The following is a 26,808-nucleotide window of genomic DNA, read 5'->3' as shown; positions in this document are numbered from 1 at the left end:
GCCGCCCTCATTCGTCACCCTCGTCGGCCGTCGCGTCCGCCCCGTCCCGGTCGCTCTCGTTCCCATCGCGCTCGGGGAGCACCACTACCGGGTGGTCGGTCTCGGTCACCAGCGACAGCGCCACGTCGCCGGTCAACAGCCGGATCCACCGGCTCCCGCCCCGGGGCGTGAACGCGATCGCGGTCGCGTCGGCGTCGGCCGCGACGTCGAACACCGTCTCGGCCACGTCGGTGCCGTATTCGAGGCGGGTCTCGACCGGGACGCCCGCGTCGGCCGCACGCCGCTCGACTACCTCGAACGCGGCCTCAGCGACCTCCTCGGCCTGCTCGACCGAGATCGTGTCGGGGACGCCGCCGCCCTTCTCGACGACGTGGACCGCGACGAGTCGACCGCCGGCGTCGGCGATGCGATCGAGCGCCGCCGCGCAGGTGGCCTCGGCGTCGTCGGCGCTCGCGACCGGGACGACCACCGTCCCGAGAAGAGGCTCGCTCACGCGCCACCACCGCCGTCGAGCGCGACTCGGCGGTACCGCCGGGGCGACCCGTCGTAGGTCGCCGCCCGGACGCGGTGCGGTTCGGGCGAAGGGATCGAAGTGCCGGGCGTAACGACTCTCGGGTGTCGTTCGCGCGCGTGAATCTTCATCGGTTGTGAGAATGGAGAGGGATACAATAAGTCGACCGGTGTCAACGCGGTCCGTGTAGCCGTTGGGCCCGCCGAACGTCCCAACCGTCGCGGCTCACACCGCCGCGACCCACGCCCGGAACTCCTCGGGCTGGCCGTAGACGTCCCGGAAGACCGCGTCGATACACTGGGCGACCCGGTTGGGGTCGGCCAGCGCAGACACCCGGACGTTGACGCCCTCGGCCTCCTCGGGGCGGGCGAGGTCGTCGATCTTGAACGCCGGAAACTCACCGAGCAGGGATTTCAGGGCGTCGAGTTCCCCGTCGGTGCAGTCGAGATTGAGGGTGCCGTCGCCGAACTGGACCCACGGCGGGAGCCGGTCGTCGGCGTCTTCGTCGTCGGCTCGGACGTCCTCGTGGGCCTCGAAGGTCGCGTACGGGCTCGCGCGCTCGCGGTGGGCATCGATGGCCGCTACGAACAGCTTGCGGCGCTCCTCGGGGGTCGCAGCGTCGAATCGGGTCATGGCCGGTGGTACGCGCGCCGGCCCAAAAAGACTCGGCTACTCCTCCCAGGGCTCGCCGCCGTGCTGGTCGCCGAACAGCTCGCGCATCAGCGTCACGACGCTCTCGGGCGGGAACTGGCCCCGCTCGGTCACGATGGCGTCGACGTACCGGGGCGGGGTCACGTCGAAAGCGGGATTCTCGACGGTGAGGTCGCCGATCTCCTCGGCCGCCTCGGCGCCCAGCACCTCGCGCTCGTCGCGCATCTCGATCTCGACGGTGTGGCCCGTCATCGTGTCGGGGTGGAACTTGAGCGTCTGGGCGGCGACCATGACTGGGACGCCGCGCTCGCGGGCGTTGACCGCTAACCCCGAGGTGCCGATCTTGTTGATCACCGAGCCGTCGGCCGCGATGGAGTCGGCTCCGACCAGGACGTGGTCGGTGTCGTCGAGGTACCGGCGGGCGGCGTTGTCGACGACGAGCGTGACCGGCACGTCCATCTCGCGGAGCCACCGGGCGGTGATGTGGCCCTGCTTTCGCGGGCGGGTCTCCTTGACGATGGCCTCGATCTCCTTGCCCTGATCGAGGGCGGCCTCGACACACGAGAGGGCGTCGGTCGAGTGACAGTGGGTCATCACGGTGTCGCCGTCCCGGAGCCGGTTCGCGCCGATCCGCCCGAGGTTTTCCTGGGCCTGATCGAGTTCGGACCGGAACTCCGCGGCGCTGTCGGTGACGCTCGCGCGCAGTCGCGCCACGTCGGACCCCTCCATCCCTCGGAGGACGTACCGAATCGCGTTCGGGAGGCTGACCGCGGTGGGCCGGGTCTCGACCAGTCGACGGCTCGCGGCCCGGAGTTCCGCCCGGAACCGGTCGGGCGAGTCGGCGTCGCTCTCGGCGGCCTGAACCGCGAGCGCGTCGGCCGCCGCGTCCGCGATCGTCGCCGCGCCCCGGATCTCCATCGAGGCGATGTCCTCGGCGACCGCCTCGACCGTCGGATGGATCTCGAAGTGCTCGCTCATGCGCGTCGGTACGCGGCGGGGACTCAAAAGCGGCGGGGTGGTCGGCGAGGCGTCGGCGCTCGCCCCGAAATAGCCTCCGAGCGACCCACGGCAGACCGGATCGTCGAGACCGAGGCGGAGACGACCTCGACCCGAACCGACCTCGTGGGTCCGGGGCGCGGTTCCGTTCGTCGCGATCATGATCTGCGTCTCGCTGTACGCCTTCGGAAACGCGATTCGAACCGGAAGCACGACCCTCGCGACCTTTCGGGTGGGCACCTTCGTCAAGTACGTCGGCATCCTCGGGCTCGGGCCGACCCAGCTCTGGTTCGGGCTGACCTACAGCGGGCGGGAGTCGTTGCTCGGTCGGCGACACTGGGCGCTGTTGGTCGCTTGGCCCATTTTCGTCCTCGTCCTGGTCGGGACCGCACCGATGCACGACCTGCTGTGGAACGTCGTCGAGTTCAGTCCCGGTCCGCCGATCGCGAGCGTCGACCGAGTCGACGGGCCCGTGGTCTGGCTGAACTTCGTCTACCAGTACGCGCTGATACTGGCGACGTACGTCCTGATCGCGCTCGTCGGTATCCGGAGGAGCGGCCGCTACCGGGTGCAGGTCGGGCTGATGTTGCTCGGCGGCGTCATCCCGTTGGCGGCCAGCGCGATACTGCTGTCTCGGGGGAATCCGGTGGCGACGCTGGATCCGACTTCGTTCGCGTTCACGATTACCGGCGGTGTCTTCGCCGTCGCGCTGTTCCGCTTTGGCTTCCTCGATCTGGTTCCCATCGCGAGACACACGCTCGTCGAGGAGATGTCCGACCCGATCTTCGTGGTCGACCTCGGCGATCAGGTCGTCGACGTGAACGCCGCGGGCGCCGAACTCCTCGACGGAGTCGAACAACCGCTCGGCCGGCCCGCCGACGAGGTCGCCCCCTCCGACGACGCACTGGAGAGCGGCGACGAAAGCTCCGAGGCCGACGTGGTCGTCGGATCCGAGGACGGCCCGCGGTACTTCGACATCAATCGGACGACTCTGACCGACCGGACGGGGTCGGTGATGGGGTACCTGCTCATCTACCGCGACGTGACCGAACGCCGCATCGCCGAAGAGCGGTTCCAGCGGCTCATCGAACGGTCCTCGGACATGGTGGTCGTCCTCGACGAGGCCGGCACCGTCACGTTCGCCAGCGAGTCGGTCGAGCGGGTGCTCGGGTGCGAACCGACCGAACTGGTCGGCGAGAGGGTCGTCGACCGCGTCCACCCCGACGATCGATCGGAACTGCTCGCGGACCTCTCGGAGTACGGCACCGAGTACGGCTACACCGACACGTACGTCGCGAGAGTCGACGACGCGGCCGGCGACTGGCACTTCATCGAGGCTCGGGCGACGAACCTGCTCGACGATCCCTTCGTCGAGGGCATCGTGCTGAACGCGCGGGACGTGACCGAGAAGCGCCGACGCAAGCGGGAGTTAGAGCGCCAGAACGAACGCCTCGATCAGTTCGCGAGCGTCGTCGCCCACGACCTCCGGAACCCGCTGAACGTCGCGATCGGTCGGGCAGACCTCCTTGAGGCCAACGTCGACGCCGAGCACGAGGAGTCGATCGACAACGTCAGGCGCCAACTCGACCGGATGGAAGCCATCATCACCGACTCGCTCACGCTGGCCCGGTCGGGCGAGACCGTCACGGAGACCGAGGAGGTCGACCTCGAAACCGTCGCCCGCGAGGCGTGGGGGAGCGTCGACACCGACGGAGCGACGCTCGAGGTCGACACGGCGCTCTGCCCCGAAAGCGACCGCAATCGACTGCTCAGCGCGTTCGAGAACCTGTTTCGAAACAGCGTCGAACACAACGACGCGACCGAGCTGACCGTCAGGGTCGGAAGCCTGTCTGACCGGTCGGGGTTCTACGTCGAGGACACCGGCGGCGGGATTCCGGCGGACGACCGCGAGGAGGTGTTCGAGCAGGGCTACACCACGGACCGGGACGGGACGGGGTTCGGCCTCGCCATCGTCAGGGACATCGTGCAGGCCCACGGGTGGGAGATCTCGCTCACCGAGGGCGAGGAGGGCGGCGCGCGGTTCGAGATCGAGTGTCACGAGACGCCGGTCGAGAAGCCGATCGCGCAGGTGTAGGCTCCGGACCCGCCGGCTCGCGATCGGTCCCTGCGACGGTCGGGTCGAGACTGGGCGGCGATTCCCGATGCCGAGTTCTTCCGGACCTGAACTGTCTCACCCTCCGACGCGGCTACTTTCTATCGTCCGATGCGGTTTACGCACGACCGGTCGGGCTCTTCCCTCTCGACGGGTCGGTCGGCCGACGCGCGCCGACCCGCTACGCCTGCAGACGACTCCGACGCGATCCGGGGACCGGCGTTCGCACGGCGCGAACGGGACACGCTGTGGACCGGTGGGTGTGGTGTCGGATCGACGCTTTCCCGCGCGCCGAGAGTCGAGAGCGACCGGATCGTCGTCGCTCGGAAACCGAGAGACCGGGAGGTGAATAAACCCGTTTCCGATATACGGAATCGGCCGTTGGCGGCGAACTGCGATGCCGAGCACATCCCAAACGGTCGAGGGGCGACGGAGAACTCGGCCAGATCGGACGGAGTCGGTTCGGAGGATCGAACTACGGCCGAAACGGACGTCGCTACGGGCCCGCTCTATCGTGGGACGGGACGCAGTCTCCCGCGGATCGCAAGCCTTTCGGCGCCGCGCTCCGCCGTTTCGGGCATGGTACTCCCAGAGGGCTTTGCGCTCCCGCCGGTCCCGTACCTCCTCGGGCTGGTCGCGGCGGTGACGCTGGTCGCCGGGGCGCTCTACCGGACGGGCCCGTCGGTCACCGACCGGACCGTGGTGGCGCTCGCGCCGTGGGTCGCGGTCGGGTCCGCCCTCCACGTCCTCTACGTGGTCGAGTGGGTCCCCGGCGCCGTCCGGCCCCTGCTCGGGACGCCCGCGGTGTATCTGACGACCTTCGCGGTCGCCGGCGCGGTGTGGCTCGCGGCCCCGTCGACGCCCGTGAGCGCCGAGCGTGCGCTGGCCGCGACCGGGACCGCGGTCGCGCTCGTCGTCGTCGGGTACGCGCTCGCCCGCGGCATCCGAGCGGGCGAGCTCGCGGTGTTCTGGCCGGCGGTCGCGCTGGCGGTCGCGGTCGGCGTGACGGTCGCGCTCTGGATCGGGACCCGGCGGACGTATCCGGACGCGGCGGCCGCGACCGGGGCCGCCGGCGTGCTGGCGCTGTTCGGCCACGCGCTCGACGCGGTCTCGACGGCGGTCGGGGTCGACGTGCTCGGGTTCGGCGAGCGCACCCCGGTGTCCCAGATCGTCCTCGACGCCGCCGCCGGGCTCCCGACCGCCGACGTGATCGGCGTCGGCTGGCTGTTCGTGCTGGTCAAGCTCGTCATCGCGGAGGCGGTCGTGGTGCTGTTCGCGGAGCTCGTCCGCGAGGACCCCCGCGAGGGCTACCTGCTTTTGGGCGCGGTCGGCGCGGTCGGGCTGGGCCCGGGCGCGCACAACCTCCTGCTGTTCGTCGTCGCGGGCTGAGCCGCCGCGTATCCGGGGCCTCGGGAGTCGACCCCCGGACCCGCCAGCGTTTTGACCGGCGGGTTCGTACCGTGGCGGTATGTCGCCCGCAAATCGACGCCACGGTCGCCAGTCATGGTCGAAGTGATCACCGCCGGCCACGTCAACTGGGACGTGACCCTCCGGGTCGACGCCCTGCCGGCTCCAGACGGCGAGGCCCGCATCGACGCCCAGCGGCGCTCGGGCGGCGGTAGCGCCGCCAACGTCGCGGTCGCGCTCTCCGGGCTGTCGTACGACGCCGGCATCGTCGGGAGCGTCGGCGACGACGAGACCGGCCTGCTCGCCCGCCGGGAACTCCGGGAGGCGGGGGTCGACTGCTCGCGACTGCTCGAAGTCCCGGACGCCGAGACCACAACGAAGTACCTCATCGTCGACGCCGACGGCGAGGTGATGGTGCTCGGCAACGAGGGCGCCAACGAGGCGGTCGGTCCCGACGACGTCGATCCGGCGACCGTCGGACAGGCCCGCCACCTCCACCTGACGAGCCAGCGCCCCGAGACCGCCGCCGAACTCGCCCGCGTCGCCACCGAGGCGGGCGTGACGGTGAGCTTCGACCCCGGTCGGCGACTCGCCGAGCGGGACTTCCGGACCGCGCTGGCCCACGCCGACGTCGTCTTTCTCAACGACCGGGAGGCCGAGACCCTGCTCGACCGGGACCTCGAACACCCCTCCTCGGAGCTTCACGGTCGGGTCGTCGTGATCAAACACGGCGAGGCGGGCGCGGAGGTCGACACGCCCGAGGGCTCGTTCAGCCACCCCGGCTTCGACGCGGAGGTCGTCGACACCACCGGCGCGGGCGACGCGTTCGCCGCCGGCTTCCTCGCGGTGTTGCTTCGGGCCGGCGACCCGCTCGGCCCCGACGCCGACTACGAGCGCGCCCTGGAGTTCGCGAACGCCTGCGGCGCGCTGGCCGCGTCCGCGGAGGGCGCCCGGACCGCGCCGTCGTTCGAGGACGTCGAGGCGTTCCTCGACGGGCAGTTCTGAGCGCCGGCGAACCCGCACGCTTTTTCTCCCGGTCGCGAGAACCCACGGGCATGGCGAAACAACCGCACCTCCTCGTCGAGGACGGCGACGTGAACGACATCGCGCTCATCCCGGGCGACCCCGGCCGGGTCGACCGCATCGCGGGGCTGTGTGAGGACTCGACGGTCGTCGCTCAGAACCGCGAGTACAAGGTCGTCAACGCCACCTACGAGGGCACCGACCTCACGATCTGCTCGACCGGGATCGGCTGTCCGTCGGCGGCCATCGCGGTCGAGGAACTCCACGCCGTCGGCGTCGAGACCGTGATCCGGGTCGGCACGACCGGCGCGCTCCAGGAAGGCATCGAGATCGGCGACATGATCGTCGCGACCGGCGCGGCCAAAAACGAGGGCACCAGCGAGCGCTACGAGGCCGTCGAGTACCCCGCGGTGCCGGACTACGACGTGCTGTCGGCGCTGGTCGACTCCGCCGAGGACAACGGCGAGGACGTCCACGTCGGCCCGATCGCGAGCGACGACGCCTTCTACGCCGAGACCGACGCGTACGTCGAGGACTGGGAGGCCGCCAACATCCTCTCGGTCGAGATGGAGGCCGCCGCGGTGTTCTCGCTCGCGCGCCGCAAGGAGATGCAGGCCGGCGCGATCTGCACCGTCGACGGCAACCTCGTCGAGGGCACCCAGAAGGGCGAGACCGACGACGAGGAACTCCCCGAGAAGGCCAAGAACAACGTCGAGCGCGCCATCCGCATCACGCTCGACGCCGTGGTCGACCTCGCGGCGTAGGGTCGAGGGACAGACATTTGGGGCCCGACGCCAGACGCTTCGACAATGTCGGACGGGCTCCGCGAGCGATACCACGCCGTCTTACGGCGGCTCCGCCGGATCGAGCGCCGCGAGGTCGCGGCGTTCCAGCGGTGGATCGAGCACACCGCAAACCTCATCCACCTCTCGGTGTTGCTCTTGGTCCCGTTGCTCATCGCGGGGGTCACCGCGGTCTCGAACGCCGTGGACGTGCTCCCGTTCGTTCTCTTTCCGCCGCTGGCCTCGGGCACGTTCACCCTGTTCGCCGACCCCGAAGGCGAGTACGCGTCGCCCGCGAAGTTCGTGGGCGGGCTCACCACCGGGGCGGTCTGCGGGACCGCGGCGGTCTGGGTCGCCGCCGTGACCGGGCTCCGGAGTCCCGCGAGCGGGACGGGCCTGCTCGTCTCGCCGGCGGCGGCCGCCCTCGCCATCTTCCTGACCGGCGGGGCGACGTGGGCGCTCGACTTCGAGGAGCCGTCGGCGTTCTCGACCGCGCTGTTGGCGCTGGTGGCCCCGGCGTTCGGTGACACGGCTGGTCTTCGGGCGTTTTTCGTCCAGTACGCCGGCTCGGTGTTCGTCGCGAGCACCATCGTCGCCGCCGCGTTCGGGGTCTGGCGCCGGCAGTTCTACGAGCGACGCTCCCGGTTTCTCTACCAGTCGACGAAAGGCGACGACCACGTTCTGGTGCCGATGCGGGGCGAACACCCGCAGGCCGCCGCCACCTTCGGGGCGCGGCTCGCGGCGGCCCACGACGCCGGGAAGGTCGTGTTGCTCGACTTCGTGACCGACGGGGCGCCCGACGAGGAGTCGACCGAACGCGCCGCCGGCGAGTCCGCACAGCGACTGGAGGGCGAGGCCGACCGCATCGAGACGCGGGTCGGCGTCCCCTGCGAGGTCGCGGTCGTCGGCGACGGCCCCGATCCGGCGGCGACGGTGTTGAAGGCGGCCCGCGAGACCAACTGCGACCTGATCGTCGCGCCCTACGAGGAGGAGCGCGGCGGGCTGTCGCCGTTCGTCGCCGGGCTGTTCGGGGGCGATATCGACACCGTCGCCTTCCGGTCGGCGCCGGGGTCGACGGTCCGCGAGCGCTGGAAGCGCGTGCTGGTGCCGATCCGTCGGGCGGGCGACACCGCCCACGCGATGATCGACTTCGGGCGGCGGCTCGCCGGACGGACGGGCGGCGTGAGCGTCTGTACCTGCATCGACTCCGAGCGCCAGCGCCGGTCGACCGAGCGGACGCTCGCGAACCTCGTCGAGACGTTCGAGGGGTCGTTCGAGACCAGAGTGTCGCGGTCGTCGATCGAGTCGTTTCTGTCGGCCAACGACGCCCACTACGACCTCGTGGTGATGGGCGCCAGCACCGACCGCTCGACCGCCTCGCGGTTCGTCTCGCCGCCGACCTTCGAGCGGTTGCACGATCTTGAGTGCGACGTGGCGATCGTCCACCGGGGCGGTCGCTGACTCACTTCGAGGAGTGGCCGGTGAGCCTGTCGGCGATGTCCTCCATGCCGTCGCTCCCGAGCGCCGACCGGACGAGGAGGTGGCCGCCGATGGTCGCCGGGCTGATCACGGTGTCGGCGCCGGCGCGCTTGAGCTTGTCGACGTTCTCGCGCTCGGTCGCGGCCGCGACGATGCGGATGTCGGGGTTGAGCTGGCGGGCGGTCAGCACCGCCAGCGCGTCCTCGGCGTCGTTGTTGGTGGCCGCGACAACCGCCCGGGCGCGGTCGATGCCGACCCGTTCGAGCGGTTCCTGGTCGCTCGGGTCGGCGGTCAGTACCTTCATCCCGCGGTCCGAGAGCTCCCCGGCCCGCTGGGAGTCGGGAGTGACGACGACGAAGTCGCTCTTGCCGTCGAGTTCGGAGAGGATCGGTTCGGTGAGTTCGCCGTAGCCGAGGACGACGACGTGGTCCTCGAGGAGTTCGAGCTGTGTTTCGGTCATTTTTCCGAGTGCGTGGGTGATTCGGGCCTCGATCGCGGGTCCGAGCAGGGTCGCCAGCGCGACCGCGAAGCTCGCGGTGCCGAGCACGACGACCGACGAGGCGAACAGGCGGGCGGTCTGGGTCGTCGGGGTGGCGTCGCCGTAGCCGACCGTGCTCGCGGTGACCAGCGTGTAGTAGAACGCGTCGAGGGCGGTCTCGACGCCGGCGAACTCGTCGGCGAGCGCGTACGTCCCGACGGTGCCGTAGGCCAGCACGCCGACGAGCGCGGTCAGCGCCGCGAGCTGGGAGAGGCTGAAATCCGTCTGGCGGTCGAAGTGGCGGTGGCCGAGCGCCACGGTCGGGAACGCCGCCGCCGACGCGACCACCAGCGGGACCGAGTAGGGGCTCGACTGGAACAGACCCTGAATCGCGGTCAGCGGGAAGAACACGAGCGCCGAGTACCACGCCGCCCTGAGCCCCCGTCGCATCCCGAACGCGCTGGCGAGCATCAGAAAGCCGGTGACGGTGCCGGTAAACCCCGCGGCCTGCCGAACCCAGACCGGCACGGTCCCGCCGAACAGGCCGACCGACGAGGTGAACCCGATGCTGGAGACGCCCGTGGCTATCGACAGCACCGCCACCGCGAACGTGAGCGCGACCGCGACGCGGACGCCAACCCAGTCGCGCCAGCCGGTCTCCATACACCCCAGTGTTCCCGGCGCGGTAGATAAAGTGTCGGTACTGATTTAGGCCCGGTGTGCCTGCTGGCAACAAATGGACGCTTCGCTTCCCGTGCAGGCGCTTCTCGGGCTCTATCTCGGGGCGCTCACCGCGGTCGTCCCCGCGCTGGTCGCGTGGACGCTCGGATTCACGTTCAAGTACGTCACCGGCGTCACGATCCCCGGGTTCGGTGTGCTCGTCCTCGGGGTCGCGATCGCCGGCGTGCAGGGCGGCCTGCTCGGCCTGCTCGACGCCCAGATCCTCGGCTCGCCAACCGCGCTCGTCTCGGCGCTGGTCGTGATGATGGTGACGCTGTACGCCCACGCGCAGGGCGACCGGATGGGCGCGGAGTTCCCCCACCGGATCACGCTCCGGACGCTACGCGACAGGGGGCTGTCGGCCGACGCGATCGAGCGCGTCGGCCAGTTCGGTCAGGTCCGGGTCCGGACGACCGGCGACGTGGGCGACGTCGAGGGGTACCCGCCGCTCCCCGACGCGCTCCGGGCGACGATCCGGGACGGCGAGTGGACCTTTCCGGCAGACCTCCCGCTGTCGGAGCTCGAAACCCGGCTCGAAGAGCGCCTCCGGACCGACCACGATCTGGCGGCGGTCGCCGCCTCGATCGACGACCGCGGGCGGGCGACGATCAGCGCCGCGCCCCCGGTGGGCGCGCTTTCGCGGCGCGTGCCGACCGGCGAGCGCGCGGTGTCGGTCGAGGCCCTCGTCCCGACCGGGGTCGCACGCGGCGACGAGGCGACGGTCGCGACCGGCGACGAGGCGGTGACCGGGACCGTCCTGAGCGCCCGGACCGACGCCGACGGGTCGCCGCCCGCGAGCGCCGCGCCCACCGACGCCGACGACGCCGAGGGGAGCGCGGACCGCCCGCTCCCGACCGCGGGGGCCGCGCCCCGAACGACGGGCGGCGACGGGCGGATCACCCTCGGCGTGCCGGCCCGGGACGCCCCCGCCCTGCTGGCCGCCGATCGGGCGGCGGTCCGGGTCCACGCCCGGGGGACTCGCGGCGAGTTCGAACTCCTCGCGCTCCTCAGACGCGACGGCAAGCGGCTCCGCGAGGTCCGGGTCGGGCGCCCGGGATCGCTCGACGACATGCGTCCGGCGGCCGGGTTCGGCGGGGCGGGCGAGACGGCCCCCGAGGAGACGGAAGAGCCGCCCCACGAGGTCGCGGTGCTGGCGATCCGGCGCGGCGACTCGTGGACGTTCGCGCCGCGGGGGACGACCGGCCTCGACGCGGGCGACCAACTGTACGCGGTCGGGTCGCCGGGCGCGCTCGACCGGTTCGAGGCGGTGGTCGCGTGAGCCTCCTCGTCGCGCTCGCCGACCTCGCGGGGTCGGCGGTCCGCGTGTTCGGACTCGCGTTGCTCGCGGGCGCGGTCGCCGCGATCGTCGATTTCCTCTACGAGTCGTACGCCCGCCAGCGGATGCCCGCGGGGCTGGCGGTGCTCGTGGGACTGGGGACCGTCGGGCTGTGGCTCAACACCGCGACCGCGCTCCAGCAGTACCTCGGGAGCGGCGACCCGATCCCCTCGCCGGCGGTCGCGTTCGTCAACGTCGCGGCGTTCTGCCTCGGGAGCGTGGCGGCGGTCGCGGGCGCGCGAGTCGGCGGACGGCTCGCCGTCGACGCGGCCGCCCTCTCGGGCGCGAACGCGCTCGACGGCGAGGTGAGCCGGCTTGTCAGGACCGTCGGGCGGTTCACGACGGTCGAACTCCCCGAGACCGTCGACGACATCGACGGCTACGAGCCGGTCGCCGCCGAGACCAAGGCGGCGCTCGCGGGCAAGACGCTCCGGTTTCCCCGCGGGCTGACCGTCGCCCAGCTCAGCGAGCGCCTCGCCGATCGGCTCCGGGACGACTACGGCGTGGGGCGCGTCGACGCCGACGTCGACGAGACGGGCTCGGTGTCGTACCTCGCGCTTGGGGGCCGAGTCGCGGGCGTCGGGCCGACGCTCCCCGCCGGGACGGTGGCGGTGGCGGTCCGGGCCGACCCGTCGTTCGGCGCGAGCCCCGGCGACCTCGTACAGGTGTGGCGCACCCGGGAGACGGGCGAAGCGACCGACGCGGGCGCCGCCGCGAGTGGCCCCGAGCGGATCGCCACCGCCGAACTCCGGGCGACGGTCGGCGACGTGGCGACCCTCGCGGTCGGCGCCGATAACGCCGCCGACCTCGACCCGGACGCCGAGTACCGGCTCGCGACGCTCCCGACCGAACCGCAGGCCGACCGGGAGTTCGGCGCGCGGCTCAGAGCCGCAGACGAGACGGTCGGCGCGGTCACGGTCGCGGCCGGGAGCCCGCTCGACGGGACGCCGGTGTCGGCGCTGGACGCGAGCGTCGTCGCGGTCGAACGCGAGGGGAGCGTCGAGACCCTCCCGACCGGCGACCGACTCCTCGGGGCGGGCGACGTGCTCTACGTCCTCGCTCGCCCCGATCGGCTCCGAACCGTCGAGACCGCGGCCGGAGCCGCCGGGGAGTCGACGACGGGAGCGAGCGCCGACGGGACGGGCCCCCGATCGACCTGACGCGGACGCGTCCGGATCGCCGCGAACCCCACCTCTTAGGGCCGTCCCGACCAACGACAGACCGACACATGTACGAAGTCGCAGTCGTCGGCGGGGGCATCGTCGGCTCGTCGGTCGCTTACCATCTGGCGCGCGACGGCGTCGACGCGGTCCTCGTTGATCGGGAGGACGACGGGCGGGCCACCGCCGCGGGCGCGGGCATCCTCTCGCCCGCGACCAGCAGTCGCACCGCCGACGACGCGTGGTTCGAGTTCGCTGTGGAGGCGGTCGACTACTACCCCGAACTCGTCGACGCGCTCGAAGCCGAACAGGACGGCGACCCCGGCTACGCCCGGCCCGGACTGCTCAGCGTCGCGGCGACCGACGCCGAGGTCGAGGACTTCGAGGCGGCGCTGGACCGGATCGAGCGCCGGCAGGCGGAGCTGGGTCGACCCGACCCCGACGCGTTCGCCGAGATCCCCGTCGAGGAGGCGCGCGAGCGGTTCCCGCCGCTTGCCGACTCGGTCCGACGCGCGGCCCACTACGAGAACGCCGGACGGGTGGACGGTCGGCTCCTGACGCGGGCGCTCCGGCGGGCCGGCGAGAACCACGGGCTCGCGATCGAGCACACAGACGCCCGACGGATCCGGCTCGAAGAGGACTCGGTGGCCGGTCTCGACACCGCCGACGGCCGGCTCGACGCCGAGCGCGTCGTCGTCGCGGGCGGCGCGTGGTCGAGCGCGTTCGGCGACCAGCTCGGGGTCGAGATTCCGGTCGAACCCCACCGCGGGCAGATCGCTCACCTCGACGCCGGCGACCGCGAGACGGCCGACTGGCCGATCGTGAGTCCGTTCCGGGGCCACTACGTGGTGCCGTGGGGAGACGACCGGGTCGTCGCGGGCGCGACCCGCGAGAGCGACTCCGGGTTCGCACCCCGGCGGACCGCGGGCGGGGTCCGGGAGGTCCTCGAGGAGTGTCTCCGGGTGGCGCCGGGGCTGGCCGACGCCGCGCTCGACGAGATCCGGGTCGGCCTCCGGCCGGTCTCGGCCGACCGGCTCCCGGTTCTGGGCGCGGTCCCCGACGTCGAGGGCGCGTACCTCGCGACCGGCCACGGCGCGACCGGACTCCAGTTAGGCCCCTACAGCGGGAAGCTCGTCGCGCAGGCGGCGGTCGGCGACGAGCCCGCCACCGACGTCTCTGCGTTCGGGATCGACCGGTTCTGAGCCCGGCGCCATCCGGTACGCACAAGAGCGCGCGGTCCCAAGCTCCGCCCAGAGATGTCATCGGCCGCGACCGCGATCGGATTCCTGCTCATCATCGGCGTCAACACCGTCGTCGCGGCGGTCGCGATCCGGTTTTTCCGCCTGCGGCTCGCGACCACCTGGGGCGCGGCGCTGTACACCGCGCTGTTCGTCCCCCTGATCTACTTCGTGACGACGATCCTGCTGTCGGGGTTCGTCGGCTTCGGCGGGGGCGGCGTCGGCGACCGCGCCACCGCGCTCATCCTCGTGTGGGTGTTGCCGTTCACGCTGGCGGTGTCGCTTGACGTGTTCTGGCTCCCGTCGCCCGACGAGATCGAGATGCCCGAGAAGGCGGGGTGAGTCGGCGGGCGGCTCAGTCGCCGACGAACAGCCCCGCGACCACCAACAGCGTCGCGGTCGGCGCGACCGACAGCCAGCCGCGGCCGCCGAGCGCCGCGAACAGCTCCCACGAGTAGAGCAGGCCCGGCAAGCCAGCGAACAGGATCGACAGCACCGTTCCGGCCGTCGCCCGCACCCACGGGAGCGCCGTCGGACCGCCGACCAGCACCGCCGCGGCGTCTAGCGCGTCCGCGAGCGCGACGGCGACGAGCACCCACGAGGTCCGCACGCGCCGGGGCCGCGCGATCGGCTCGGGCGGGTCCGGCACCGGGAAGACGAGCCGGATCCGGTCGGGGAGCCGGACCGCCGGGAGCGAGATCGGCGGGAGCGAGAGGCTGAGCCCCTCGTCGTCCTCGCGGGGTCGGCCGGCGTCCTCGTCGGCCATGGCGGTCGGTACGGCCCCGAGCCCAAAAGAGCTACTCGTCGCCGGTCGCCGCCTCCTCGCGGAGGCGTTCGATCACGTCGACGACGCCGTCGAGCACGTCCTCGGGCGGCCGCGTCGCGTCGACCCTGACGAACCGATCGGGCTCGGCGTCGATGAGCCGCTCGTAGTTGTCCTGCACTCGGCTCAGGAACGCCGCCTGCTCGAACTTGTTCGTCGCGCCGCTCCGGGCCGCGCCCGTCTCGGGGTCGATGTCGAGGTAGATGGTGGCGTCGGGCGGCCGGGTCCACGGCTTGTGTACGCCCCGGATGTACTCCAGCGGACGGCGGACTTCGCCCTCGATGCTGACGGCCTGATAGGCGTACCGCGAGTCGGAGTACCGATCGGAAACGACGACCTCGCCGTCGGCGAGCGCGGGCCGGACCGTCTCCGAGAGGTGGGCGGCGTGGTCGGCGGTGTAGAGGAACAGCTCGGCCACGGGGTCGGCGTCGTCGGCGGCGACCGACCGGTCGACCGCCTCGCCGTACCAGGTGTCGGTCGGTTCGCGGGTGTAGACGAACTCCGGGAACTCCTCGCGCAGGACCTCCCACACCGTCGTCTTGCCGCTCCCGTCGAGCCCCTCCAGCGTGATGAGCATACGCGGTTGTGGTCGCGGCTCGGTATAAAGACCTGCGAGTCGGGACGGGTCGGCGCCCGAACGCGAACGCGGCCGTGGCCCGTACATTTACTTTCCGGGGATACCTATCTCGGGTATGAACATTCTCGTTGCCGGAGGAACCGGGTTCATCGGCACGGCCCTCGTTGAGGAACTGCTCGACCGCGACCACGACGTGACGGTCCTCGCACGCGATCCCGACGGGGCGGACCTCCCGTCGGGCGTCGAGCGCGTTCGGGGCGACGTGACCGCCTACGACTCCATCGAGGCCGCCTTCGAGGGACAGGACGCGGTGGTGAATCTGGTGGCGCTCTCGCCGCTGTTCAAGCCGACCGGCGCCACCTCCCACACGGACGTCCACCTCGGCGGGACCCAGAACGTGGTCGAGGCCGCCGAGAGCCACGACGTCCGAAAGATCGTCCAGATGAGCGCGCTCGGCGCGGACCCCTCGGGACCGACCGAGTACATCCGCACGAAAGGGCAGGCCGAGCGGGTCGTCGAGGACTCGGACCTCGCGTACACCATCGTCCGGCCGTCCGTAGTCTTCGGCGAGGGCGGGGAGTTCGTGAGCTTCACCAAGCAGTTGACGACGCCGTACGTCACCGCCCTTCCGGGCGGCGGTCGCACTCGCTTCCAGCCGATCTGGGTCGGCGACCTCGCGCCGATGCTCGCCGAGTGCGTCGACGAGAACCGCGACGGCGAGACCTACGAACTCGGCGGGCCCGAGGTGTTGACGCTCGCGGACGTGACCCGACTCGTCTACCGCGCGGAGGGCAAGTCGGTGACGGTGCTCTCGATCCCGATGGCGTTGGCGAAGGTCGGCATGACCGCGGCCGAGCCGGTGCCGGTCGTCCCGTTCGGCCGCGACCAGTATCGGTCGCTTAACTTCGACAACACCGTCGCGGACAACGATATCGGGTCGTTCGGCGTCGAGGAGTCGGAGCTGACGACGCTGGCGTCGTATCTCGGGGTCGAATAGGGGCGTCAGACGCGCGTCGGACTTTTGTCGGCGCCAATAGGTCTTATTTCCGATAAACTTAAAAGGACATGTCCACAAGATGGTATCGAACGGAAATTCCGCGTAACGACCGATTACCGTCTTGCGATTTTTCGTAATACGCCGTTTCGGCGCGCCGGGAGTCGGACCAAAAAACTTATCCGCCCATCAACGCTGTGTTTCTCCCAACGGAGCACGGTACGGAAAATGAAGCTCGCAATGATTGGTTTCGGGCAGGCAGGTGGGAAAATAGTCGACAGGTTCCTGGAGCACGACCAGCGAACCGGAAGTGACATCGTCAGGTCGGCCGTCGCGGTCAACTCCGCGAAGGCCGACCTGATGGGACTCGATAACGTGCCACAGGACAACCGCGTCCTGATCGGCCAGTCCCGCGTCAAGGGTCACGGCGTCGGCGCTGACAACGAACTCGGCGCGGAAATCGCCGAGGAGGACATCGACGAAGTGCAGGGTGCGGTCGACAACATCCCTGTCCACGAAGTCGACGCGTTCCTCATCATCGCAGGGATGGGCGGGGGGACCGGTTCCGGGGGTGCCCCGGTGCTGGCCAAGCACCTCAAGCGCATCTACACCGAACCGGTGTACGGGCTGGGCATCCTGCCCGGCAGCGACGAGGGGGGCATCTACACGCTGAACGCCGCCCGGTCGTTCCAGACGTTCGTCCGCGAAGTGGACAACCTGATGGTGTTCGACAACGACGCGTGGCGCCAGTCGGGCGAGTCCATCGAGAGCGGCTACGCAGAGATCAACGAGGAGATCGTCCGGCGGTTCGGCATCCTGTTCGGGGCGGGCGAAATCGGCGGCAACGACGAAGTCGCCGAGAGCGTCGTCGACTCCAGCGAGATCATCAACACGCTGGCCGGCGGCGGCGTCTCGACCATCGGCTACGCCGCCGAGGAAGTCGAGACCAACAGTTCGGGCAGCGGCCTGCTGTCGCGGTTCACCGGCGGCGACGAGGAGCCGACCGACACCGCAAACACCACCAACCGGATCACCAGCCTCGTCCGGAAGGCCGCGCTCGGCCGACTCACCCTCCCGTGCGAGATCGAGGGCACCGAGCGCGCCCTGCTCGTGATGAGCGGTCCGCCCCAGCACCTCAATCGGAAAGGCATAGAGCGCGGGCGGAAGTGGCTCGAGGACCAGACCGGGTCGATGGAGGTTCGGGGTGGCGACTACCCGGTCGCCGATTCCGACTACGTCGCGAGCGTCATCCTCCTGTCGGGCGTGAACAACGTCCCGCGCATCAAGGAGCTTCAGGAGGTCGCCATCGAGGCCCAAGACAACATCGACGACATCCGCCAGGAGAGCGAAGAGAACCTCGAAGAACTCGTCGAGGACGATGATGATGAACTCGAACCACTCTTCTAAGCTCCTGACGCTCCTGCTGGCGACCACGCTGGTCGTCTCGGCAGTCGCGCCGGCCGCGGCCGTCGTGTCGGTCGCGTCAAGCGACGCCCCGAGCGAGGCGGAGGTCGGCGAGGACGTGACCGCGACCTTCACGCTCGAACAGCCGTTCAGCGAGTACGAGGAGTGGACGCTCAACGGCGCGACCGAACTCGAAGGCGTGACCTGGACGGTCAAACTCTACGATCAGGCCGACGACAAGGTCGGACAGGAGTCCTACGACGGTCAGTCGTTCAACCACTCGCTGTCGACCGACTCGAACGCCAACGAAGTCGAGGTCACCGTCGAGGGAACCGTCGCCAACCCGGGTAACTTCAGCTACGCCCCGCCACAGCAGGCCCTGCTCGCGGAGCTGGACCAGGCCCGCGACGGCGGCGCCTCGCAGGCGATCGAGAGCTGGCAGTTCCGGCCGTACACGACCGAGAGCGACGAGGCCCGCTCGGCGCTCGACGACGCCGACGCCGCGATCGCGGACGCCGAGGACTCGGGCGCCGACGTCTCTGAGGCCCGAGACCAGTTCGACAGCGCGGTCTCGGCGTTCGACGGCGAGAACTTCGAACTGGCGACCGACCTCGCGGGCGACGCCGGGGAGACCGCAAACTCCGCGGCCGAGTCGAACCAACAGACCCAGATGCTGCTGTACGGCGGGATCGGCCTCGTCGTGCTGGTCGCGATCATCGGCGGCGCGCTGTGGTACCGCTCCCAGCAGGACAGCTACGACAAACTGGGCTGACCGACGCGAGCTTCGTTTTCCGACCCGCTCTCCGATCCGTTTCCGTAGTCTCTTAAGCGACGGCCGACGCAGTCCGAACGCATGAGAGTCGTGGTGCCGTACGCCGCCCGCGAGCCAAAGACCCGTCTGGAGGGCGTCCTCTCGCCGGCCGAGCGGGCGTCGTTCGCGGCGGCGATGCTCGAAGACGTGCTGGCGGCGGTCCGCGGGGCGGGCCGCGAGCCCGAGGTGCTCGCGACCGCGCCGGTCGACGTCGACGCGCCGGTCACGGTCGACGAGCGGCCGCTCACCCCGGCGGTCAACGCCGCGCTGGCCGGGACCGACGGCGCGGTCGCGGTCGTCATGGCCGACCTCGCGCTGGCGACGCCCGAGGCGCTGGCCGACCTGTTCGAGGCCGACGCGGGGGTCGCGCTCGTCCCCGGACGCGGCGGCGGCACGAACGCGCTGGTGGCCCGCCACCCCGGGTTCAGGGTCGACTACCACGGCACGTCGTATCTCGATCACCGCCGGATCGCACGCGAGGTCGGGGCGAGCGTAGACGTCGTGGACTCCCACCGGCTCGCGACCGACGTCGACGAGCGCGAGGACCTTGCGGAGGTGCTGATCCACGGCGCGAGCGATCCGCCGAACGCCGACGGGGCTCCGACGGAGAGGCGGTCGTACGAGTGGCTCGACGCCGCGGGGTTCGAACTCGCGGGCGACGAGAGCCGGGTCGGCGTCGTCCGGGAGTAGGTCGCGCGAACGCGGTCGAGGCGGTACGATTATGTAGTGGCAGTTTGTTCAGGTAATCAGATAGTAACTAGCGCTGAGTTTATACTCCAGACATGGTATTTTCGGACAAGCCACCCCGCGAGAAGATTCGTGGACAGGTCGGGATCGGCACGCTCGTCGTGTTCATCGCGATGGTGCTGGTCGCGAGTATCGCGAGCGGCGTGCTCATCAACACGGCCGGAGTCCTCCAGACCAGATCCGAACAGACCGGCGAGGAGTCGGTCGCCATGGTCACCGACCGCCTGACGGTCACCGGAAAGTACGGCCGAGTCGGCGACGGAGGCGATCAGATTCTCCTCGACAGCAGTGATTCGGCCTCGACTGAAGACGACGAAAAGACCAAAGAATCGTTCACCGTTCAGTCCGGCGAAAAACTCCAGGTGAACACGCAGGGGTCGTCGTGTGGAGATCCCAACTACCTCGTCGTCAACGGCACGTCTTCGGACAACAGGCTACAGAACAACGACCAACTCTTGGTCGAGAACGCCGGAGACGGTCGGATACGGTTCACCCACCTCGACGACGCGGGTAACCTCGTCGGCACGATCGAAACGGCGGGTTCGCCGGTCTCGCTCCGGGCCGAGGGCGGCGAGGGCTGTGACTACGAGGAGATCTACTTCAGAGAGCAACAGGACTACGAGTCCGACTTCCTGGTCGACGAGACGGGGACCGCCGACGTGAGCCTGACCGACGAGTACGTCGACCGCATCGACGTGACCGTCAAGCGCTCCCCGGGCTCGGACGCGCTCGACCTCTCGGAGATGACGGTCGTGTACAACGGTCCCGAAAACCTCAGACACCTCTCGTACTCAGAGGCGAGCGCCGACGAGAGTAATTTCACCGTCGAGTCGGTGCAGGGATCGGGGCCGGTGCTCGCCAACGTCAGCGACACCGCTACCGTCCGACTCAACGCGACCGCGCTCTCGGACGGGGCGGGGCTCTCGCCGGGCGCGGACCTGACCGTCTACGCCGTCACTCGGAGCGGGGCACGGATCCCCGTCCATCTCAGCGTCCCCGACCACCTCTCGAAGCAGACCCACCAACTGTGAGGGCCTCCTCGTGCGGGAGTAGCAACCGTTTTCCGGGCCGGCGCGCAACGACGGGACGATGATTCCCGGGGCCGACGAGTACGACATCGACCTCGCGTTCGACGAACCGACGGTGGCCGAACTGCTCGAGGTCGGCCCCGAAGACGTCGAACCCGCCGGCGAGCTCACGTTCGCGAAGAACGTCTTCGTCCCGCTGACGACGGCCTGCCGGTACACCTGCACCTACTGCACGTACTTCGATCCGCCCGGCGAGGCCTCGCTACTGTCGCCCGAGGAGGTCCGAGAGATCCTCGAAACCGGCGCGGACGCGGGCTGTACCGAGGCGCTTTTCACGTTCGGCGACGACCCCGACGACCGCTACGACCGGATCCACGGCCAGCTCGAGGAGTGGGGCCACGACTCGATCCACACCTACCTCCGGGAGGTCTGTGAGATCGCGCTCGACGTGGGGCTGTTGCCCCACAGCAACCCCGGCGACCAGACCCGCGAGCAGATGGCGGCCGTCGCGGACGTCAACGCCTCGATGGGGGTGATGCTGGAGACGACCGCGGACGTAGACGCCCACGCCGGCCCCCGCAGGAAGTCGCCGGGCCAGCGCCTCGACACGCTCCGGACGGCGGGCGAACTCGGCGTCCCGTTCACGACGGGACTGCTCGTCGGCATCGGCGAGGCGTGGCGCGACCGGGCCGAGAGCCTGCTCGCGATCCGCGACCTCCACGAGCGGTACGGCCACGTACAGGAGGTCATCGTCCAGAACGTCGTCCCCAACGAGCGGTCGACCTTCGAGCGGCCGTCGGTCGAGACGATGCGACGGACGGTTGCGATGGCCCGCCACTGCCTCCCGGCGGAGGTCTCGGTGCAGGTGCCGCCGAACCTCTCGCCGACCCGCGAACTGCTCGACTGCGGCGTCGACGATCTGGGCGGGGTCTCGCCGATCACCGACGACCACATCAACCCCGACTACGAGTGGCCCGCCCTCCGGGAACTCGAAGCCATCGCCGACGAGGCGGGCGTGCCCCTGCGCGAGCGCCTCCCCGTCTACCGGCGGTACCTCCCGGAGTCGCTCGGCGGGGACGGCGGCGAGGAGTGGGTGCCCGAGCGAATCCGACGAGCGATCGAGGCCGAGACCCCCGCCGGCGAGCGCTACCGGGCCGTCCTCGGGCGCTGATCGCGCGGGCACGGCCCCGCCGGCTCACTCCTCGTCGGTCTCCAGTTCCAGCGCGATCGGTCGCGCCAGTCGGTCGACGCCCGACCGGACCCCGTCGCGGGCGGTTTCGAACGTCGTGGGATCTGTGGAGACGATTCGGAGCTCGCTACCGGTGCGTTCGAGGACGCCCCGCTCGCCGAGTGCGTCGAGCGCCCGGTCGATGTCGCGCTCGTCGGCGTCGAGGGCCTCCGACAGTTCGCGTCGGGTCCGCGGGCGCTCGTCGAGCGTCTCGTGAACCCGACGCGTCACGTACGTCCGGTACACCTCGGTGCCGTCACGGGGCGTCTCGGGCTCGACGAGTCCGTCGTGGCGGAGCGTCTGGATCGCGTCCGCGACCAGCCACGTCCCCGCCAGCAGGAACACCACGGACAGCCACGCGTCGCCGTCGTCGAACGCGAGGAGCGCGCCGCCGTAGACGATCGCCGCGACGCCGAGGCCGAGCCACCGAACGCTCGATCGGAGGTCGTAGGCGTCCTCGACCACCTTCGAGAGCGCGAGAATCGCCCCGGTCGCGGCCGTGGTCGCCAACTGTGCGATCGAGACGTTGAGGACCGTCCGGAGCGCCACGAGAACGCCGACGCCGACGAGCGCCGAGCGGAACCCGATCCGGTCGCGGAGGGCGTCGACGAGTCCGTCTGCCATCGACCGACGGTACGAGCCCCGGGGGCAAAACTTCGCGGGGTCGGGGGGCGCGTCACCGGAGATAGCGGGTCTCTAAGTCGGGGAGACGCTTGCGGACCGCGACGTACACCACCGACACCGCGAGCGCGCCGATCGTCAACTGGCGGACGACGCCGTCGAAAAGCACCAGCCCCGGAAGCGAGAACGCGCTCGCGAGCAGGAGGTCTTCGGGTGCGCCGTCGTAGCGGATCCAGCGCCGCGCCCGGACCCAGTGGCCCGCGGGGTGGACGTACACCCCTCGGTCGTCGGTCGCCTCCCACGGTCGGAGTTCGAGTCCGCCGCCCGCCGCGTCGGAGATGCAGTGGACCGCCGCCGAGACGAAAAACAGCGCGACGCCGACCGTCCCGAGACCGGGCGCCAACAGCGCCGCCGTCACCGCGGCGATCGCCGCCGCCGAGTAGTACGCCGGGAAGTGGAGCGTCTGGCGGTGCTGGCCCGACAGGAGATCGAGGTCCGGGAACGCGCCGCCGAGAAAGCCCGCCAGCGCGCCGATCGGGGCGAACTCGGGCGCGAGGGCGGTCAGCGGTGCGGCGAGGGTCACGCCCATCGCGGCGTGGGTCGTGTTCATCATGGGTCAGTCGTCCGCGACCGTCTCGGGGGCCGCGTCGGCGTCGGCCGCCAGCGGCGTCCCGTCGGCCGCGGGCGCGAGTTCCGGGCCGAACGGCGGGTCCTCGGGGTCGATGACCCGCCGTGTCCGGTAGTCTGTCGAGCGCTCGACTGGCGTCCGCCCGATCGCGGTGATCATCTCGACGTACTCGGCGAACGATCGGAACTCCCCGAACTCCCCGCCGGCGCGCTTGGTGATCTCCTCGCTCAGGATGGTGCCCATGAAGTCGTTCGCGCCACACGAGAGCATCTTCAGCCCCTGCTCGTCGCCGTACTTGACCCACGACGACTGGACGTTCTCGACGTTGTCGAGAAAGAGCCGCGAGACCGCGATCATGAGTTCGTCCTCGTGGACGGTCGCGCCGGCGTCGATCATCCCCCGGTCGGCAAGCGGCGTGTTCGCGTGGACGAACGAGAGGGGGACGAACTCCGTGATCGCGCCGGTCCGATCCTGGAGGTCCCGGATCCGTTTCAGGTGTCGCGCGCGGTGGGCCTCGTTCTCGACGTGGCCGTACATGATCGTCGCGGTGGTGTCGAGTCCGACCGCGGCGGCCGCCTCCATCGCCTCGACCCACTCGTCGCTCCCGATCTTTCCCGGACAGATGACGCCCCGGACTTCGTCGACGAGGATCTCGGCCGCGGTGCCGGGCACGCTGTCGAGGCCGGCGTCGGCGAGCCGGCCGTACACCTCCTCGTAGGACCAGTCGGTGCCCCGGCGGGCGTGGTAGGCCTCCTCGGGCGTCATCGAGTGGAGGTGGACGCCGTCGACGCTCATCGCCGCCAACTGGTCGACGTAGGTCCCGGGATCGGTCTCGTAGGCGGCGGGCGGCTTGTAGTTGAGGTCGCCGCGGTCGCTGGCCTCCAGAATTTCGCGGTGCTCGTCGTCGAGCGCAAGCGCGGGGTGGAGGCCGCTGACCGACGTGACCTCGTAGATCCCCAGTTCCCGGGCGGCGGTCACGATCTCGCGAGATTCGGCGGGCGTCTTGGTGAACCCGCCGTGGTCGGCGTCGCTGTCGGCTTCGAAGTCTTGAGCCGTGTCCTTGAAGTTGCAGAACAGACACCCGGTGTTGCAGGCGGTCGTGACGTTGTTGTTGAGGTTCGCAACGAACGTGACCTCGTCGCCCACGACCTCGGCCCGGCGGCGGTCGGCCGCCTCGAGCACGCGCTCTTTGCGCGCGAGGTCGACGCCCGGACTGTCGGTCCCGGTGGTCAGCAACTCCACGGCGTCGGCCACGGTGAGCCGGTCGCCGTCGCGAGCCGCCGCCAGCGCCGACTCGAACGACCGGTCGGTCTCGGGGACGCACTCGAAGTCGAACTGCTCGCGCGGGACGTTGGTCCGGGCATCGGCTGCCATCGTCGGAAACGACGGGACCGAGCAGTAAAAACCGCCGGGTTACGGCAGGGCCGCCGTCGTCCCAATGCACGGACGCGCATACTCCTCGCGGCGTTCCGGCAAAATATACGCACAAAAATGGAAACGCCTTAGTCCGACCGCCGGCATCTGGACCGTATGCAAGAGCCGCGGAGGCGGTCGGCGTGACGAGCGTCAAGGAGTTCCGCGTCGAGGACGAACCCTCGCCGAACGCGCTCGGGACGGGCGCGTTCGTCTTCACCGACGACTACTCGGTGTTCGACTGGGGCAAGATGCCCGACGAGATCCCCCGGAAGGGCGCGAGCCTCTGTTCGATGGGAGCGCGCAACTTCGAACTGCTCGAAGCCGAGGGCGTCCCGACCCACTACCGGGGCGTCGTCAGCGAGGCGCGACGCGCCTCGGACGACCGAGCGGGGAGCGACGACCCGCGAGACGACCGCGAGGTCGTCGCCCTCGACGAGACAGACGAGCCGCCGACCGAGATGGCGATCGACCTCACGCAGGTGCCCGACCTGCCCCGGACCGGCCGGGAGTACGACTACGACGCCTACCACGCCGCGGCGGGGGACAACTACCTCGTCCCGCTGGAGGTCGTCTTCCGGAACAGCGTTCCGGTGGGGTCGAGCCTGCGCCGGCGGGCCGAGCCGAGCGACGTTGGCCTCGACTTCGAGGAGTGGCCCGACGGCGTCGTCCAACTCGAAGAGCCGCTCGTGGAGTTTTCGACCAAGTACGAGGAGAGCGACCGCTACCTCTCCCGGCGGGAGGCCGACCGGATCGCGGGCAAGGCCGACGTCGAGGAGCTCGAATCGGTCGCCCGCGAGGTCAACCGCGTCGTGACCGAGCGAGCGGCGACCGCAGAGCTGACCCACGAGGACGGCAAGATCGAGTGTCTCTACTTCGACGGCGAGATCCGGGTCGCCGACGTCGTGGGGACGTTCGACGAGAACCGATTTACCTTCCACGGCCAGCAGGTCAGCAAGGAGTTTCTCCGCCAGTACCACAAGCGGACCCAGCTCGAGTGGGTCGAGGCGGTCGAGGAGGCGAAGGCGACCGCCAAGTCCCGGGGGCTCGCCGACTGGAAGTCGCTGTGCGAGAACGGCCCCGAGCCCCTCGCCGAGGAAATCATCGCGGCCGCCAGCGACCTGTACGCCGCGGGGACGAACGCCTACGTCGGCCGAGAACTGTTCGACGCGCCGCCGCTCGACGAGGCGGTCGCCGCGGTGCGCGAACTCTGAGTCCGAACGCTCAGTCGTCGGCGGGGTCGGGGTCGGCCAGCCCGTCGTCGGTCGGCGCGTCGGGGGTCGCCCGGTCGAGCGCCGGCCCCATCCCGAGCTGGTAGTCGTCGGCGTCGCCGCGCAGTTCGGTCCGCCCGCGGTGGATCGCCACGTCGTCGTTGAGGTGGAGCCGGACCGCTTCGAGCAACACGTCGGCTTCGAGGGGCTGACCGCGGCGCTTGAGCGTCTCGACGGTCGCATCGTCGGGCGCGTCGAACGCGCGCTGGGCGACGATCGGCCCCTGATCGAGGTCGGTCGTCACGTAGTGGGCGGTCACGCCGGCGACCCGGACGCCGGCCTCCTTGGCCTGCCGGTAGGCCTTCGCGCCGGGGAACGCCGGCAGTAGGCTCGGGTGGACGTTGATGATCCGACCCTCGTACCGGAAGACGACGTTCGGCCCGAGGATGCGCATGTAGCGGGCCAGCACCACGAGATCGGCGTCGTACTCCGCGAGCAGGTCGAGCAGTTCGCCCTCGTCGGGGTTGCCGTCGGCGTCGCCCACGTCGTGGAACGGGACGTCGTACGCCTCGGCGACCGGCCGGAGGTCCGGATGATTGCCGACGACGACGCCGATCTCGGCGTCGAGTTCGCCCGACGCGACCGCCTCACAGATGCGTTCGAGACAGTGAGACTCCTTCGTGACCAGCACCGCCAGCCGGCGGGCCTCCCGCTCGGAGGGGTACCGGACCCGCACGTCCACCTCGAGGTCCCGTCCCAGTTCGCGGAGGTCGGCTCGGAGGCGCTCGCGGTCGACTTCGGCGTCCGAGGCGTCGACCCGCATCGTCATCCGGAACAGGTCGTCGCGAACCGCCTGATCGAGGTCCTCGATGTTGATCCCGCGCTCGAACAGGAGGGTCGTGACGCGGGCGATCAGCCCGGTGTCGTCGTCGCCGACGACGGTGATTTCGGTCAGTTCGGTCTCGGTCATCGTACCACCGACTGGACAGCCATTGGTGGGTGGCGTAGGCGTCTCGGAGATAAAAGCCGGCGGCTCGACGCAACACTGGCCGGGAGGTATCCACGTTCGTGGAACGAACACGGATTCCAAAAGAGCTTTTGAGCATGGACGACCACTTTCCGACGATGACTGGCTACACCGCCACGGTCACCGTGCGCCTCAAGCAGGGCGTCCTCGACCCCGAGGCCGAGACCACAAAGCAGGCCTTAGAGCGACTCGGCTTCGAGTTAGAGAGCCTGCGTTCGGCCGACCGGTTCGAACTCGATCTCGACGCCGAGTCGGCCGACGACGCGGCCGACCGCGCCGACGAGATGGCCGAGCGCCTGCTGGCGAACCCGACCATCCACGACTACGCCGTGGAGGTCGAGCCCCGCGAATGACTGTCCCGACCCATCCGACGCCGACCGTCTGCGGACGCCACGGGAGGCG

The 26,808-nt window shown here is 70.3% G+C and carries 27 protein-coding genes and 1 pseudogene; 18 read left to right on the top strand and 10 right to left on the bottom strand.

The features are described from left to right. Positions 1-7 precede the first annotated feature (7 nt). From EPL04_RS11135 to EPL04_RS11125, 3 genes are all read right to left on the bottom strand, one after another. On the bottom strand, positions 8-493 hold the full coding sequence (locus EPL04_RS11135; protein ID WP_134671421.1) for a universal stress protein: 486 nt from the start codon (positions 491-493) through the stop codon (positions 8-10). A 243-nt stretch (positions 494-736) separates the two neighbouring features. Beyond that, entirely contained in the window at positions 737-1,144 is a 408-nt protein-coding gene (locus EPL04_RS11130; protein ID WP_134671420.1) for a hypothetical protein, read from the bottom strand. Positions 1,145-1,180: 36 nt separating this feature from the next. Beyond that, entirely contained in the window at positions 1,181-2,140 is a 960-nt protein-coding gene (locus EPL04_RS11125) for a ribose 1,5-bisphosphate isomerase (RefSeq protein WP_134671419.1), read from the bottom strand. A gap of 160 nt (positions 2,141-2,300) precedes the next feature. Between EPL04_RS11125 and EPL04_RS19350 the strand changes: the two are divergent. From EPL04_RS19350 to EPL04_RS11100, 6 genes and pseudogenes are all read left to right on the top strand, one after another. After that, positions 2,301-3,203: pseudogene (locus EPL04_RS19350) on the top strand (histidine kinase N-terminal 7TM domain-containing protein); the annotation flags it as partial. Then, positions 3,201-4,253 carry a PAS domain-containing sensor histidine kinase gene (locus EPL04_RS19345; RefSeq protein ID WP_280633724.1) on the top strand — a complete coding sequence of 351 codons (1,053 nt, stop codon included), beginning with the start codon at positions 3,201-3,203 and terminating at the stop codon, positions 4,251-4,253. The pseudogene EPL04_RS19350 and the gene EPL04_RS19345, both read left to right, overlap by 3 nt. Positions 4,254-4,850: 597 nt before the next feature. After that, positions 4,851-5,660, top strand: coding sequence for a DUF63 family protein (locus EPL04_RS11115; RefSeq protein WP_134671417.1), 810 nt, complete (start codon positions 4,851-4,853; stop codon positions 5,658-5,660). A 114-nt stretch (positions 5,661-5,774) separates the two neighbouring features. Next, the gene (locus EPL04_RS11110; protein WP_134671416.1) at positions 5,775-6,683 is read left to right on the top strand and encodes a carbohydrate kinase family protein; all 909 of its coding nucleotides are present in this window, start codon (positions 5,775-5,777) and stop codon (positions 6,681-6,683) included. 50 nt (positions 6,684-6,733) lie between these two features. Then, complete coding sequence (locus EPL04_RS11105) at positions 6,734-7,465, top strand: nucleoside phosphorylase (RefSeq protein ID WP_134671415.1); 732 nt, start codon at positions 6,734-6,736, stop codon at positions 7,463-7,465. A 45-nt stretch (positions 7,466-7,510) separates the two neighbouring features. Beyond that, positions 7,511-8,944: a universal stress protein gene (locus tag EPL04_RS11100; protein WP_134671414.1), complete on the top strand. Its 1,434-nt coding sequence runs from the start codon at positions 7,511-7,513 to the stop codon at positions 8,942-8,944. Between the two features lies 1 nt (position 8,945). Here EPL04_RS11100 and EPL04_RS11095 read toward each other — a convergent pair whose 3' ends face one another. After that, positions 8,946-10,103 carry an NAD-binding protein gene (locus tag EPL04_RS11095; RefSeq protein ID WP_134671413.1) on the bottom strand — a complete coding sequence of 386 codons (1,158 nt, stop codon included), beginning with the start codon at positions 10,101-10,103 and terminating at the stop codon, positions 8,946-8,948. A 73-nt stretch (positions 10,104-10,176) separates the two neighbouring features. Between EPL04_RS11095 and EPL04_RS11090 the strand changes: the two genes are divergently transcribed. The 4 genes from EPL04_RS11090 (at position 10,177) to EPL04_RS11075 (ending at position 14,236) form a co-directional block, all read left to right on the top strand. After that, positions 10,177-11,439 carry a TrkA C-terminal domain-containing protein gene (locus tag EPL04_RS11090; RefSeq protein ID WP_134671412.1) on the top strand — a complete coding sequence of 421 codons (1,263 nt, stop codon included), beginning with the start codon at positions 10,177-10,179 and terminating at the stop codon, positions 11,437-11,439. Continuing rightward, complete coding sequence (locus tag EPL04_RS11085) at positions 11,436-12,656, top strand: TrkA C-terminal domain-containing protein (protein WP_134671411.1); 1,221 nt, start codon at positions 11,436-11,438, stop codon at positions 12,654-12,656. The genes EPL04_RS11090 and EPL04_RS11085 overlap by 4 nt, the downstream gene beginning before the upstream one ends. A 68-nt stretch (positions 12,657-12,724) precedes the next feature. Beyond that, on the top strand, positions 12,725-13,858 hold the full coding sequence (locus EPL04_RS11080) for an NAD(P)/FAD-dependent oxidoreductase (RefSeq protein ID WP_134671410.1): 1,134 nt from the start codon (positions 12,725-12,727) through the stop codon (positions 13,856-13,858). Positions 13,859-13,912: 54 nt separating this feature from the next. After that, positions 13,913-14,236 carry a hypothetical protein gene (locus EPL04_RS11075; protein WP_134671409.1) on the top strand — a complete coding sequence of 108 codons (324 nt, stop codon included), beginning with the start codon at positions 13,913-13,915 and terminating at the stop codon, positions 14,234-14,236. A 13-nt stretch (positions 14,237-14,249) separates the two neighbouring features. Here EPL04_RS11075 and EPL04_RS11070 read toward each other — a convergent pair whose 3' ends face one another. Then, positions 14,250-14,660 carry a hypothetical protein gene (locus EPL04_RS11070; protein ID WP_134671408.1) on the bottom strand — a complete coding sequence of 137 codons (411 nt, stop codon included), beginning with the start codon at positions 14,658-14,660 and terminating at the stop codon, positions 14,250-14,252. A gap of 31 nt (positions 14,661-14,691) precedes the next feature. Continuing rightward, a complete protein-coding gene (gene tmk / locus EPL04_RS11065; RefSeq protein WP_134671407.1) occupies positions 14,692-15,294 on the bottom strand; it encodes a dTMP kinase in 603 nt (200 codons plus the stop codon). Positions 15,295-15,409: 115 nt separating this feature from the next. Here tmk and EPL04_RS11060 point away from each other — a divergent pair, with 115 nt between their 5' ends. The 6 genes from EPL04_RS11060 to cofG all read left to right on the top strand — a co-directional run bounded on the left by EPL04_RS11060 (position 15,410) and on the right by cofG (position 21,449). Next, complete coding sequence (locus tag EPL04_RS11060; protein ID WP_134671406.1) at positions 15,410-16,291, top strand: complex I NDUFA9 subunit family protein; 882 nt, start codon at positions 15,410-15,412, stop codon at positions 16,289-16,291. Positions 16,292-16,516: 225 nt separating this feature from the next. Next, positions 16,517-17,695, top strand: a complete 1,179-nt coding sequence (locus EPL04_RS11055) for a tubulin/FtsZ family protein (protein WP_134671405.1) — start codon at positions 16,517-16,519, stop codon at positions 17,693-17,695. Next, positions 17,673-18,464 carry a hypothetical protein gene (locus EPL04_RS11050; protein WP_134671404.1) on the top strand — a complete coding sequence of 264 codons (792 nt, stop codon included), beginning with the start codon at positions 17,673-17,675 and terminating at the stop codon, positions 18,462-18,464. The genes EPL04_RS11055 and EPL04_RS11050 overlap by 23 nt, the downstream gene beginning before the upstream one ends. Before the next feature lie 81 nt (positions 18,465-18,545). Next, positions 18,546-19,193 (top strand): 2-phospho-L-lactate guanylyltransferase, encoded by a 648-nt coding sequence (cofC, locus tag EPL04_RS11045; RefSeq protein ID WP_134671403.1) that lies wholly within the window; start codon positions 18,546-18,548, stop codon positions 19,191-19,193. Positions 19,194-19,285: 92 nt separating this feature from the next. After that, complete coding sequence (locus tag EPL04_RS19340) at positions 19,286-20,281, top strand: archaellin/type IV pilin N-terminal domain-containing protein (RefSeq protein ID WP_134671402.1); 996 nt, start codon at positions 19,286-19,288, stop codon at positions 20,279-20,281. A 58-nt stretch (positions 20,282-20,339) separates the two neighbouring features. Beyond that, entirely contained in the window at positions 20,340-21,449 is a 1,110-nt protein-coding gene (gene cofG / locus EPL04_RS11035; protein ID WP_134671401.1) for a 7,8-didemethyl-8-hydroxy-5-deazariboflavin synthase subunit CofG, read from the top strand. Positions 21,450-21,473: 24 nt separating this feature from the next. Here the strand turns inward: cofG and EPL04_RS11030 are convergent, their stop codons facing one another. Genes EPL04_RS11030 through cofH form a run of 3 tightly spaced genes read right to left on the bottom strand, consistent with a single transcriptional unit; the run spans position 21,474 to position 24,129 of the window. Continuing rightward, a complete protein-coding gene (locus EPL04_RS11030; RefSeq protein WP_134671400.1) occupies positions 21,474-22,130 on the bottom strand; it encodes an MFS transporter in 657 nt (218 codons plus the stop codon). Between the two features lie 52 nt (positions 22,131-22,182). Further along, positions 22,183-22,740, bottom strand: a complete 558-nt coding sequence (locus tag EPL04_RS11025) for a metal-dependent hydrolase (protein ID WP_134671399.1) — start codon at positions 22,738-22,740, stop codon at positions 22,183-22,185. A gap of 3 nt (positions 22,741-22,743) precedes the next feature. Next, a complete protein-coding gene (gene cofH / locus EPL04_RS11020) occupies positions 22,744-24,129 on the bottom strand; it encodes a 7,8-didemethyl-8-hydroxy-5-deazariboflavin synthase subunit CofH (RefSeq protein ID WP_134671398.1) in 1,386 nt (461 codons plus the stop codon). Between the two features lie 182 nt (positions 24,130-24,311). Between cofH and EPL04_RS11015 the strand changes: the two genes are divergently transcribed. Continuing rightward, positions 24,312-25,382, top strand: a complete 1,071-nt coding sequence (locus EPL04_RS11015; RefSeq protein WP_134671397.1) for a phosphoribosylaminoimidazolesuccinocarboxamide synthase — start codon at positions 24,312-24,314, stop codon at positions 25,380-25,382. 10 nt (positions 25,383-25,392) lie between these two features. Here EPL04_RS11015 and EPL04_RS11010 read toward each other — a convergent pair whose 3' ends face one another. Then, positions 25,393-26,349, bottom strand: coding sequence for a formyltetrahydrofolate deformylase (locus EPL04_RS11010; protein ID WP_134671396.1), 957 nt, complete (start codon positions 26,347-26,349; stop codon positions 25,393-25,395). Between the two features lie 155 nt (positions 26,350-26,504). On the opposite strand from EPL04_RS11010, the gene purS reads away from it, so the two are divergent. Further along, positions 26,505-26,759 carry a phosphoribosylformylglycinamidine synthase subunit PurS gene (gene purS, locus EPL04_RS11005; RefSeq protein ID WP_134671395.1) on the top strand — a complete coding sequence of 85 codons (255 nt, stop codon included), beginning with the start codon at positions 26,505-26,507 and terminating at the stop codon, positions 26,757-26,759. Positions 26,760-26,808 lie beyond the last annotated feature (49 nt).

The sequence above is a fragment of the Halorussus marinus genome (genome assembly GCF_004521895.1).
Classification (GTDB): Archaea; Halobacteriota; Halobacteria; order Halobacteriales; family Haladaptataceae; genus Halorussus; species Halorussus marinus.
The sequence above is the reverse complement of the archived record's forward strand: the minus strand, read 5'-3'. Positions and strand labels throughout refer to the sequence as shown.